This window comes from Streptomyces sp. NPDC048590, assembly GCF_043199535.1.
Lineage (GTDB): Bacteria > Actinomycetota > Actinomycetes > Streptomycetales > Streptomycetaceae > Streptomyces.
In genome coordinates, this window is sequence record NZ_JBICWC010000004.1 from 19,727 (window position 1) to 30,958 (window position 11,232).

At 71.4% G+C, this 11,232-nt stretch carries 13 protein-coding genes; 10 read left to right on the forward strand and 3 right to left on the reverse strand.

The window, feature by feature from the left end; genetic code table 11:
• Nucleotides 1-21 precede the first annotated feature (21 nt).
• From afsQ1 to ACGFNN_RS12335, 5 genes are all read left to right on the forward strand, one after another.
• The gene (afsQ1, locus tag ACGFNN_RS12315; RefSeq protein ID WP_015578482.1) at nucleotides 22-699 is read left to right on the forward strand and encodes a two-component system response regulator AfsQ1; all 678 of its coding nucleotides are present in this window, start codon (nucleotides 22-24) and stop codon (nucleotides 697-699) included.
• The gene (locus ACGFNN_RS12320; RefSeq protein WP_393555162.1) at nucleotides 696-2,237 is read left to right on the forward strand and encodes an ATP-binding protein; all 1,542 of its coding nucleotides are present in this window, start codon (nucleotides 696-698) and stop codon (nucleotides 2,235-2,237) included. Before afsQ1 ends, ACGFNN_RS12320 begins: the two co-directional genes overlap by 4 nt.
• The gene (locus tag ACGFNN_RS12325) at nucleotides 2,237-2,866 is read left to right on the forward strand and encodes a hypothetical protein (RefSeq protein ID WP_393555164.1); all 630 of its coding nucleotides are present in this window, start codon (nucleotides 2,237-2,239) and stop codon (nucleotides 2,864-2,866) included. The genes ACGFNN_RS12320 and ACGFNN_RS12325 overlap by 1 nt, the downstream gene beginning before the upstream one ends.
• A 149-nt stretch (nucleotides 2,867-3,015) precedes the next feature.
• On the forward strand, nucleotides 3,016-3,591 hold the full coding sequence (locus tag ACGFNN_RS12330; RefSeq protein WP_393555166.1) for a VanZ family protein: 576 nt from the start codon (nucleotides 3,016-3,018) through the stop codon (nucleotides 3,589-3,591).
• A 92-nt stretch (nucleotides 3,592-3,683) separates the two neighbouring features.
• The gene (locus ACGFNN_RS12335) at nucleotides 3,684-3,887 is read left to right on the forward strand and encodes a PspC domain-containing protein (RefSeq protein WP_362538809.1); all 204 of its coding nucleotides are present in this window, start codon (nucleotides 3,684-3,686) and stop codon (nucleotides 3,885-3,887) included.
• 75 nt (nucleotides 3,888-3,962) lie between these two features.
• Here ACGFNN_RS12335 and ACGFNN_RS12340 read toward each other — a convergent pair whose 3' ends face one another.
• Nucleotides 3,963-4,259, reverse strand: coding sequence for a hypothetical protein (locus ACGFNN_RS12340; RefSeq protein ID WP_393555168.1), 297 nt, complete (start codon nucleotides 4,257-4,259; stop codon nucleotides 3,963-3,965).
• Between the two features lie 134 nt (nucleotides 4,260-4,393).
• The gene (locus ACGFNN_RS12345; protein ID WP_393555170.1) at nucleotides 4,394-5,548 is read right to left on the reverse strand and encodes an adenosine deaminase; all 1,155 of its coding nucleotides are present in this window, start codon (nucleotides 5,546-5,548) and stop codon (nucleotides 4,394-4,396) included.
• A 102-nt stretch (nucleotides 5,549-5,650) separates the two neighbouring features.
• On the opposite strand from ACGFNN_RS12345, the gene ACGFNN_RS12350 reads away from it, so the two are divergent.
• Complete coding sequence (locus tag ACGFNN_RS12350; protein ID WP_393555171.1) at nucleotides 5,651-6,409, forward strand: alpha/beta hydrolase; 759 nt, start codon at nucleotides 5,651-5,653, stop codon at nucleotides 6,407-6,409.
• Between the two features lie 15 nt (nucleotides 6,410-6,424).
• Here the strand turns inward: ACGFNN_RS12350 and ACGFNN_RS12355 are convergent, their stop codons facing one another.
• On the reverse strand, nucleotides 6,425-7,378 hold the full coding sequence (locus ACGFNN_RS12355) for a LysR family transcriptional regulator (protein WP_393555173.1): 954 nt from the start codon (nucleotides 7,376-7,378) through the stop codon (nucleotides 6,425-6,427).
• A gap of 62 nt (nucleotides 7,379-7,440) precedes the next feature.
• On the opposite strand from ACGFNN_RS12355, the gene ACGFNN_RS12360 reads away from it, so the two are divergent.
• The 4 genes from ACGFNN_RS12360 (at nucleotide 7,441) to ACGFNN_RS12375 (ending at nucleotide 10,948) form a co-directional block, all read left to right on the forward strand.
• On the forward strand, nucleotides 7,441-8,748 hold the full coding sequence (locus ACGFNN_RS12360; protein WP_393555175.1) for an MFS transporter: 1,308 nt from the start codon (nucleotides 7,441-7,443) through the stop codon (nucleotides 8,746-8,748).
• An 89-nt stretch (nucleotides 8,749-8,837) separates the two neighbouring features.
• A complete protein-coding gene (locus ACGFNN_RS12365) occupies nucleotides 8,838-9,554 on the forward strand; it encodes a L,D-transpeptidase family protein (RefSeq protein ID WP_393555177.1) in 717 nt (238 codons plus the stop codon).
• A gap of 96 nt (nucleotides 9,555-9,650) precedes the next feature.
• Nucleotides 9,651-10,640 (forward strand): sigma-70 family RNA polymerase sigma factor, encoded by a 990-nt coding sequence (locus ACGFNN_RS12370; RefSeq protein WP_393555179.1) that lies wholly within the window; start codon nucleotides 9,651-9,653, stop codon nucleotides 10,638-10,640.
• Nucleotides 10,637-10,948 carry a hypothetical protein gene (locus tag ACGFNN_RS12375; protein WP_393555181.1) on the forward strand — a complete coding sequence of 104 codons (312 nt, stop codon included), beginning with the start codon at nucleotides 10,637-10,639 and terminating at the stop codon, nucleotides 10,946-10,948. Before ACGFNN_RS12370 ends, ACGFNN_RS12375 begins: the two co-directional genes overlap by 4 nt.
• The last annotated feature ends 284 nt before the right edge of the window (nucleotides 10,949-11,232 follow it).

Below are 11,232 nucleotides of genomic sequence, written 5' to 3' on the forward strand. Positions count from 1 at the left end.
CCATGGGCCAGAATGGCCCCCGTGCCTTTCCTGTTGCTGATCGAGGACGACGACGCCATCCGCACGGCCCTGGAACTCTCGCTGTCACGCCAGGGCCATCGTGTGGCCACCGCGGCGACGGGTGAGGACGGCCTGGAACTGCTCAGGGAGCAGCGGCCGGATCTTGTGGTGCTGGACGTGATGCTGCCCGGGATCGACGGTTTCGAGGTGTGCCGGAGGATCAGGCGCACCGACCAGTTGCCGATCATCCTGCTGACCGCGCGCAGCGACGACATCGACGTCGTGGTGGGCCTGGAGTCCGGCGCGGACGACTACGTCGTCAAGCCCGTGCAGGGGCGGGTGCTCGACGCCCGTATCCGGGCGGTGCTGCGCCGCGGCGAGAGGGAGTCGACCGATTCCGCGACCTTCGGGAGCGTGGTCATCGACCGTTCGGCCATGACCGTCACCAAGAACGGCGAGGATCTGCAGCTCACGCCGACGGAGCTGCGGCTCCTCCTGGAGCTGAGCCGCAGGCCCGGACAGGCCCTGTCCCGGCAGCAGTTGCTGCGCCTCGTGTGGGAGCACGACTACCTCGGCGACTCACGTCTGGTGGACGCGTGCGTGCAGCGGCTGCGGGCGAAGGTGGAGGACGTGCCGTCCTCGCCGACGCTGATCCGCACCGTGCGTGGTGTGGGGTACCGGCTGGACTCGCCTCAGTGAGCGGTACCGCCAAGCGCTCCATAATCTCGGGGCTTCGCTGGACCAGCCTGCGGCTGCGCCTGCTGGTCGTGTTCGCGCTGGTGGCCCTGACCGCCGCGGTCTCCGCGTCGGGCATCGCCTACTGGCTGAACCGCGAGGCCGTGCTGACGCGTACGCAGGACGCGGCGCTCGGCGACTTCCGCCGGCAGATGCAGAACCGTGCGGCGTCGCTGCCGCCGCAGCCCACCGCGGCCGAACTGCGGGAGACGGCCGAGCAGATGTCGGACAGCAGTCCCGGGTACCACGTGCTGCTGATCGGAACCCACGACGGCAAGCCGGTCGCCGGTTCCTCCGACATCGACGCCTTCACCAAGGTGGACGTGCCGGCCTCCCTGCAGCGGCAGGTGAACAGGAAGCAGCCGCTGACCTCGGGCAACACCTTTGAGTACCACTTGTTCTGGCAGCGGACCGCGCGGGGATCCACCCCCTACCTGGTGGCCGGGACGAAGATCATCGGAGGTGGCCCGGCCGGGTACATGCTGAAATCGCTGGAACAGGAGCGTGAGGACCTCAGCTCGCTGGCGTGGTCCCTGGGCATCGCCACCGCGCTGGCGCTCGTGGGTTCCGCGCTGCTCGCCCAGGCCTCGGCCACGACCGTGCTGCGGCCGGTCCAGCGGCTGGGTGACGCGGCCCGCAAGCTGGGCGAGGGGAAGCTGGACACCCGGCTCGTGGTCTCCGGCAACGACGAACTCGCCGATCTCTCCCATACGTTCAACAAGGCCGCGAGCTCGCTGGAGAAGAAGGTCGCGGACATGAGCGACCGGGAGGAGTCGAGCCGCAGGTTCGTCGCCGACATGTCGCACGAGCTGCGGACCCCGCTGACCGCGATCACGGCCGTCGCCGAGGTGCTGGAGGACGAGGCGGACAGCCTGGACCCGATGATCGCCCCGGCGGTGCATCTGGTGGTGAGCGAGACCCGTCGGCTGAACGACCTGGTCGAGAACCTGATGGAGGTCACCCGCTTCGACGCCGGTACGGCCCGGCTCGTCCTGGACACGGTCGACGTGGCGGACCAGGTGACGGCCTGCATCGACGCCCGCGCCTGGCTGGACGCGGTGGACCTGGACGCGGAGCGCGGCATCATGGTGCGGCTGGATCCGCGCCGGCTCGACGTGATCCTGGCCAATCTGATCGGCAACGCCCTCAAGCACGGCGGTTCGCCGGTGCGGGTGTCCGTGCGGACCGACGAGGACGAACTCGTCATCGAGGTGCGCGACCACGGCCCGGGCATCCCCGAGGAGGTCCTGCCGCACGTGTTCGACCGCTTCTACAAGGCCAGCGCGTCCCGCCCGCGCTCCGACGGCAGCGGTCTCGGCCTCTCCATCGCGGTGGAGAACGCCCACATCCACGGTGGTGACATCACCGCCTCAAATCTGCCGGACGGCCAGGGCGCGGTGTTCGTGCTGCGCCTCCCCCGGGACGCCGAAGCTCTGGCCTCCGGCGCGCCGGAGGGCGAGGACCCCGACGGGAACGGCGACGAGAAGGGCGACGCGAAGTGATGTCCGGCGTACGGACCCGGGCCCCGCGGGCCCTCCGGCGGGCGGTCGTGGTGCCGGCCGCGCTCGCGGCAGGTGCGGCGCTGCTGGCCGGGTGCGGGATCCGCACCACCTCGGTGCCCGTCGACGCCGGGGCGGCGCCGTCCCGGATGCCGTGCAGGACGACGTCGGCCGGGGCCACGGCACCGGCGGACACCGTCCCGCTGCGGATCTACCTGGCGTGTGCCTCGCAGCTGGTGACCGTGGAGCGGTCCGTCGAGGTGGACGAGTCCCGGTCCGACCGGCTCCTGGTCGCGCAGACGCTGCTCGCCGAGCTGCAGCGGGAGCCGGACGGCGCGGAGCGGCGGGCCGGGTTCTCCACGAACGTGCCGATGGGACTGCGGGTGTCCGATGCCCGGGAAGGGGATCCGGAGGGCACGCTGCGCCTCAGCGAGCAGCCGGACGACCTGCCCCCGGAGGCGCTGGCACAGGTGGTGTGCACGTACGCGGACAGCGACACCCTCGGTTCCGGGGGCTCCGTGACGCTCGGCGGGCCGGGTGACTACGCACCGCGCGGCTATCTGTGCACGTCGGAGACGAAGAGCCGGCCCTCGGACGTACCGACGCTCGGGGCGTCGCCGGAGCTGTCCTGAGGCGGGGCGCCACGATCCGCTCGGGGCGGGTCCCGGCGCCTGTCCGGTCGGGGGCGGGTCCTGTCCCATCGGGCACGACGGGCCGTGGGGCGGGTCACAGCTCCTTCGCGCGGCCGCGCGGAACCGATCCTGCCGGTCGTGGCGTCTTGGTGCACGTGCGTCACAGTTCGGACGGCCGGGCCGTCATCCGCTTCCGTGCGGCGGGAGTTCTCCTCCTCCTCGCGCATCTTCTGTTCGTCGGCTGGCTGACGCTGCGCCCGCTGGACGTCCCCTGGATGACGGCTGCGAACCTCCAGCCGCTGGCCGGCATCAGGGCGGACCTCGCCCTGGGCCCCGTCGAGGCGGGGCGCCGGATAGGCGAGGGGCTGATGCTGCTGGCGCCGCTCGGGATACTGCTGCCGATGGCCGGAGGCAGGCTGCTGGTGTCCCCCTGGGCCTCGCTGGCCCGTACGGTCGCTGCGGGCGCCCTGATCTCCATGGCCATCGAGCTCGCTCAGACCGGGGTGCCGGGCCAGGTCGTCGACGTCGACTCGCTGCTCCTGAACACCGCGGGTGTCGCACTGGCCCATCTGCTGGTCGTACCGCTGTCGCGGGCGCGGCTGCGCCGGGGCAACCGGGCGGGCGCCGGCGACCTGTCGCACCTGGGCAACGGGCTGCGGCCGTCCCCGCGTGAGGTGCCTCAGGGGTCCACCCCGACGATTTCCAGGGTCGGTATCGCCCCGTAGAGCGACGCTTTGCCCTGCTCCCAGGAGCCACCATGGTGATACCGGGAGCGCGACGGAGCCGCTCCCCGAAACGGTTCGCGAAGGAGCCCACCATGGCCGCACTTGTCCGCCCGAGCGAAGGACGCATGATCGGTGGAGTGTGCGCGGCGCTTGCACACCGCTTCGGCACCTCCGCCGGAACGATGCGAGTCATCTTCCTGCTGTCCTGCCTGCTCCCCGGCCCGCAGTTCCTGCTCTACCTGGCGCTGTGGGTCCTGCTCCCCTCGGAGAAGAGCCCGGCCGCGACGGCCTGGTGACCGGCGGGACCACGGGGACGGAACAGATGGGGCGCACACCCTGACCGGGTGTGCGCCCCATCTTCGTGCCGCTGGTCAGCCGCCGATCGGGAGCACGCCGGTCAGGCCTCCGGCGGGCATGCCGCCGAGGAGGTTGGTACCGGGGGAGGAGAGTTCGCTGCCGCCGCGCTGCTGCTGGTCGAGGAGACCGCCGGCCGCCTCCTGCGCCGCGGGCAGCGCCTCGGTGACCGAGTCGAGGGCGACGTTGGAGGGCAGGCCTCCGGCCAGGGCGTCGACGGGCACCGCGACGGCGGAGGCACTTCCGGCACCGGCGGCGGCGAAAGCGGCACCGAGAGCGGCGACACCGAGGGTCCTGACAGCAGACTGCTTCATGTGAAATTCATCCTTGGGGAGAGGGATGGGAGCGGCTCTGCAACGTAGTCAGCCCACCACTGCTCCCGCAAACACGCGACGACACGGAAAACGGCCGGGAACATGCACTCCCGGCCGTTTCCACGATGCTTTTATCAGCCCGCCAGAGATGAAGAAGCGCTGGTCACAGCGGTCTGCCGGAACAGCCATTCGGATTTCAGCTCCGCATAACCGGGCTTCACCACGTCATTGATCATCGCCAGACGTTCATCGAAAGGGATGAACGCTGATTTCATCGCATTGACTGTGAACCACTGCATGTCGTCGAGCGTGTATCCGAAAGTCTCGGTCAGCCTCTCGAATTCCCGGCTCATGCTCGTCCCGCTCATCAGCCGGTTGTCCGTGTTCACGGTCGCCCGGAAATGCAGCTTCCGGAGCAGCCCGATGGGGTGCTCCGCGTAGGAGGCCGCGGCGCCGGTCTGAAGGTTGGACGTCGGGCAGAGCTCCAGCGGGATCCGCTTGTCGCGCACGTAGGAGGCGAGGCGGCCCAGGGTCACGGTGCCGTCGTCGGCGACCTCGATGTCGTCGATGATCCGGACACCGTGGCCCAGCCGGTCGGCGCCGCACCACTGGAGGGCCTGCCAGATCGACGGCAGCCCGAAGGCCTCACCCGCGTGGATCGTGAAGTGGTTGTTCTCCCGCTTGAGGTACTCGAAGGCGTCCAGGTGACGGGTGGGCGGGTAGCCGGCCTCGGCGCCCGCGATGTCGAAGCCCACCACGCCCAGGTCGCGGTACCGGTTGGCGAGTTCGGCGATCTCCAGCGCGCGGGCGGCGTGCCGCATGGCGGTGAGGAGGGCGCCGACCCGGATGCGGTGGCCGTTGGCCCGGGCCCGGCGTTCACCCTCACGGAAGCCCTCGTTGACCGCCTCCACGACCTCTTCGAGTGACAGTCCGGCGGTGAGGTGCTGCTCCGGCGCGTACCGCACCTCGGCGTACACGACGCCGTCCTCGGCGAGGTCCTCGGCGCACTCGGCGGCCACCCGGAACAGCGCGTCGCGGGTCTGCATGACGGCGCAGGTGTGGGCGAAGGTCTCGAGGTACCGCTCCAGCGAACCGGAGTCGGCGGCCTCACGGAACCAGATGCCGAGCTTGTCGGGCTCGGTCTCGGGCAGGGCCTCGTAGTTCTGGGCCAGGGCGAGTTCGACGATCGTGCCGGGGCGGAGGCCACCGTCGAGGTGATCGTGGAGCAGCACCTTGGGGGCGCGGCGGATCTGGTCGGGGCCGGGGACGTTCAGGGTCTGGCTCGTCATCAGGGCACTCTAGCGCCTACGCGCGTAGAGCGCCGGTGCCGATACGTAACAGTGACCGCGAAGCCGGGTGGAGTACACCTGTCCTTCTGACACTGTTCTGTCATGGCACAGCGCACACTTCCCCTGCCTGCCGCCAGGCTGGGACGGGCCGTTCGCACGGCCGGAGCTGCACCCGAGGTCAGCGGCGTGGTCCTGCTGCTCCCGGACGGCGAGACCGATTCGCGTCGCCGTCCCTCCGCTCTCTCGTACGCGGCGCAGCTGCCGTTCGCCCGAAGCCTGGCCCGCGCCGGGCAGGGCGAGGGGCTCGCGGTGCACGTCGTGCGCTACCGCAGCCGGGGCTGGAACTCGGGTGCCGGCCTGGCGGCCGACGCCGAGTGGGCGGCCGACGAGGTCCAGCGCCGCTACGGCGACATCCCGGTGTGCCTCGCGGGGCACGGCATGGGGGGCCGTGCCGCCCTGCGCGGCGCCGGACACGAAGCGGTCAGCTCGGTGCTGGCGCTGGCGCCCTGGCTGCCGGCGGACCCGGAACCGGAGCCCGAACCGGTGAGGCAGCTCGCCGGCCGCAGGGTCCTCCTCGTGCACGGCACCAACGACGCCCGGACGGACCCGGAGCTCTCCTACCGGCTGGCGGAACGCGCGAAGAAGGTGAACCGGGAGACCTGTCGCTTCGAGGTGCACTCGGACGGCCACGCGCTGCGTCAGCACCGCGCCGAAGTCATGGCTCTCGCCGCCGACTTCGTCGCCGGCTCGCTCTTCGCCCGGCCGTACGCCCGCCCGGTCGCCGACGCGTTCGCCGCTCCCCCGCCACTGGGCCTGCGGATGCCGCTGGCGGCGGGGTTCGGGCAGTCGCTGAAACACTGAGGCGGGCGGTCCGTGTCAGTCCGGGAGCAGGCTCCCCCTGCGTGACAGCAGGAAGCGCTTGAACGCGGCTACGGGCGGGGTGTCAGGGTGCCCGTCCAGCCAGGCGACGCCGATCTCGCGCGCCGCGCGCGGCGCGGTCACCGCCAGCTCGACCACCCCGGGCCTGGCGACGGCGGGCGGCGGCAGCAGCGCCACCCCGAGCCCCGCCGCGACCAGGCCGCGCAGGGTCTCCGCCTCCTCGCCCTCGAAGGCGACCCGCGGGGTGAACCCCGCCTCGGCGCACAGGTCGTCGGTGATCCGCCGCAGCCCGTAGCCGGGTTCGAGGGTCACGAAGGTTTCGTCGGCGGCCTCGGCGAGGCGCACGCGCCGCCGGCCCGCCAGCCGGTGCTCGTCCGGGACGACCAGGCGCAGCCGCTGCTCGTCCAGGCGCATGGCGACGAGATCGGGCGCGTCGGGGACGGGAGAGGTGAGACAGAGGTCCAGCTCGCCGCCCCGCAGCCGCTCGATCATCGCCTCGCCGTAGTTCTGCACGAGCTGGAAGCGGACCCGTGGGTGGTCGGCGCGGAAGGCCCGGATGAGGGCGGGCACGGTCTCGGACCCCATGGTGTGCAGGAAGCCGAAGGCGACCTTGCCCGCCGTGGGGTCGGCGTCCGCGCGGACCGAGTCGGCCGCCTTCTCGACCTCGGCCAGCGCGCGTTCGGCGGATCCCAGGAAGGTGCGGCCGGCGGGGGTGAGCGAGACGGTGCGGCCCTTGCGGGCGAACAGGGCGACCCCCAGGTCCTGTTCCAGCCGCACCATGGCGCGCGACAGCGTGGACTGCGGGACGCCGAGCTCCTGAGCGGCCCGGGTGACGTGCTCGTGGCGGGCCACCGCCTCGAAGTACGCGAGACGGGGGGCGAGCACGGCCCGGATGTCTTCTTCGTAACTGCTCGGTGACAGCCGAGGCTGTGAGCTGTACTGATGCACCATGGGAACGATTATGGCGGTTTCATGCATTGGACGCATGAAACCCCGCGGTCTACGTTCGACGCATGCCTCCTGCCAGTACCGGGGCGTCCACCATCGCGCTGGACGCCGCCGTTCCGTCTTCCCCGGCCGCCCTCACCCAGACCGTCCAGGACCGCCTCACACCCGGTGGTCCCGGCTACCGCAGGATGAGCTTCGCGCTCTTCTCGGCGGGGATCGCGACCTTCGCACTCCTCTACTCCACCCAGGCCCTGCTCCCCTCGGTCTCCGCGTCCTTCGGCGCGACCGCCGGGCAGGCGAGCTGGACGGTCTCGGCGGCCACCGGGGCACTCGCCCTGTGCGTCCTGCCGCTGAGCGCCCTCTCCGAGCGCTTCGGGCGACGCCAGATGATGACGGCCTCCCTCGCGGTGGCCGTGGTGATCGGACTGCTGGTGCCGTTCGCCCCGTCGCTCGGCTGGCTGATCGCGCTGCGCGCGGTCCAGGGCGCCGCGCTGGCCGGTCTGCCCGCGTCCGCGATGGCGTATCTGGCCGAGGAGGTACGGCCCAAGGCACTGGTGGCCGCGATCGGCCTGTTCGTGGCGGGCAACAGCATCGGCGGGATGAGCGGCCGTATCCTCGCCGGCTGGGTCGCCCAGCTGTGGGGATGGCGCGTGGCGCTCGGAGCGATCGGACTGCTGGCCGTGGCCTGCGCGGTCACCTTCCACCTCCTGATCCCCAGGGCCCGGCACTTCAGCCCCGCCTCGCTCAACCCGAAGGCGCTCGCGAAGACCGTCACCGGTCACCTCTCCAACCCGCTCCTGCGCAGGCTGTACGCGATCGGCGCGCTGTTCATGACGGTGTTCGGCGGCGTCTACACCGTGATCGGCTACCGGCTCGTCGAAGAGCCCTTCTCCCTCCCGCAGGGCGTCGTCGGCTCGATCTTCCTGGTCTACCTCGTCGGCACGGTCTCCTCCGCCGCCGCGGGCAGGCTGGTCGCCCGGCTGGGCCGCAGGGGCGCGCTCTACCTGGCGGTCTCGACCACGGCCGCGGGTCTGCTGCTCTCCCTGGCCGACCAGCTGGCGGCGGTGCTCGGCGGCCTGGTCCTGATCACGGCCGGCTTCTTCGCCGGGCACGCGGTCGCCTCGTCCTCGGTGAGCCGTACGGCGACGACCGGCCGGGCTCAGGCATCGGCGCTCTACCAGTCCGCCTACTACCTCGGGTCCAGCGCGGGCGGCACGCTCGGCGCCGTCGCCTTCCACGCGGGCGGCTGGGCCGGCACCGTCGGGCTGGGCGTCCTGGCCGTCCTCGGCGTCCTGACGATCACCCTGTTCGGGAGCCGGGCGGCGCGCTCCGAGCGGCTCCACGCGGGTGCGCCGCAACCGCTGCACAACTGAGACCTTCCCGGCACAACCGCTGCTCCCCCGAGCGCGTCCAACAAGCGGAGTCACGATCCGCGGACGACCGCGAAGGGGAGCAGACGTACATGACGATCATGGGGAAGATACCCGCCGTGCGGGTACGGCGCGGGGCGGTCCTGTCCGTCGCCGGGCTGGTGGCCGCTCCGGCCCTGGTCCTGGGCACGGGTACGTCCGCCCAGGCGGCGTCCTGCACGGCGTCGCAGGGGCCGTACCAGAAGCAGGTCGAGAAGTGGCTGGGGCGGACGGCCGACGGACGGCAGTCGTCGGCCGACTGCTCGGCGATCCGCTCGTTCCAGGTGGCGAAGGGCATCACCCCGGCCATCGGCTACGCCGGTCCGGTCACCTGGCGCACGATGAAGACGATCACCGCGCAGAAGGCGGCGGGCAAGAACCCGAACGCGGCGAAGAACTGCCCCACCAACAAGGGCCGCATCGCGTGCGTCGACCTGACCAGGCAGCTGAGCTGGATCCAGGACGGCTCCAAGCTGAAGTTCGGCCCGGTCCCCGTGCGCACCGGCCGCAACGGTGACGAGACCCGGACCGGTTCCAAGAAGATCTACTGGCGCAACATCGACCACTGGTCGACGCTCTACGACGTGAGCATGCCGTACGCCCAGTTCTTCGACGGCGGTCAGGCGTTCCACTCGGTGACCAAGTCGATGTACAACAACCCGGGCTCGGCGGGCTGCGTCAACATGCGTCCCTCGGACGCGAAGTCATACTGGAATCTGCTGAAGAACGGCGACGACGTCTACGTCTACGGCCGCAAGCCCGGTACCTGAGCAGCGGTTTCCTCGTTCCGGCCCCTGTTGTCAGTGCCCTGCGGTAGCTTCCACAGTGCCGGGTGAGCGGTGTCACAGCGCAACAGGGGTGGAGCGATGAGTGATCGGACAGCGACAGCGGACATCGACAGCCGGCTGGAGGGGCACCGGGTCGAACTGACCGGCTTCTGCTACCGGATGCTCGGCTCGGCCTTCGAGGCGGAGGACGCGGTCCAGGACACCCTGGTCCGCGCCTGGCGCAGCTTCGACAAGTTCGAGGGCCGCTCGTCCCTGCGCTCCTGGCTCTACCGGATCGCGACCAACGTCTGCCTGGACATGCTGAACGCAGGCAACAAGCGGGCCCGGCCCGTCGACCTGACCGGCCCGACCCCGCTCGCCCAGGCCGCGCTCAACCCGCTTCCGGAGAACACCTGGCTGGAGCCGATGCCGGACGGCCGGATCCTGCCCTCGGTGGCCGATCCGGCCGAGGCGGCCGTGGCGAAGGAGTCGGTGCGTCTGGCGTTCGTCGCCGCCCTCCAGCACCTGCCGCCCAAGCAGCGCGCGGTGCTGATCCTGCGCGAGGTCCTGGCGTGGAAGGCGAGCGAGGTCGCCGAGCTTCTCGACACCTCGGTCGCCTCCGTCAACAGCGCCCTCCAGCGGGCCCGGGCCACCCTGTCGGACACGGAGTCCTCGGCGCCCGACACCTCGAACCCGCTCGACGACGAGCAGCGCAAGCTGCTGGACCGCTATGTGGCGGCGTTCGAGGGGTACGACATGGCGGCGCTGACGGCCCTGCTCCACGAGGACGCGGTGATGACCATGCCGCCGTTCGACCTCTGGCTCCAGGGGCACGAGGACATCACGGGCTTCATGCTCTCCATCGGCGCGAGCTGCGAGGGTTCGCGGCTGGTGGCGACCGAGGCCAACGGCTCCCCCGCCTTCGCCCACTACAAGCCGAATCCGGACGGCCCGGGCTTCGTGCCGTGGGCGGTGCAGGTCATCGACATCTCCGACGGCGCGATCACGGGGATGCACTGCTTCCTGGACACCCCGCGCTGGTTCCCGCTCTTCGGCCTGCCGGACCACCTGGAGGCGGACGCGGCGTGAGGACCCCCAGAGCCCTGCTGCTCGGCTGGGGGCTCCTCGTGGTGGGCGGCTGGGCGGCGACGCTGTGGCTGGGCGAGCCGTCCGCCACGGCGGGGCCTGGCCCCGCGCCCGCCTCCGTCCCTCCCCGCGAGAACCCCGCCCCGGGACCGCAGCCGGAGGGCGGATGCGAATCGCCGGCCCCGGCTCCCTCCGGGAGCGCCGGCCCTTTGTTGTCCGTGAAGGTGCCCGGGGAGAGTCACTTCGACGGCCGCATGGTGCAGAGGTCGTGCGTCACCGTCATCGCACGCGACGGCGCACGAGCCCGCTGATCCGGCAGCGGCGGCTCTCCCCCGCCGCCTCGCGGGAGCAACGCTCCGCGCGGTGACCGGCGGCCGCTCACACGAGCAAGGCACCTCCGGTGTGGCGGCTATCCGACATCTCCCTGATGCGACACCTCCGCCGTCTGCCACACGGCGATCCCCCCTCCTACGGTCTCAGGGGACCCCACCCCCCGACACCCCTCTTCCCTTCCCTGAGGACCGTGATGAGCAGTCAGCCACGCCCGCGACCACCGCGAGCACGCACCCTTCGCAGAACCGCCCTGGCGGCCATG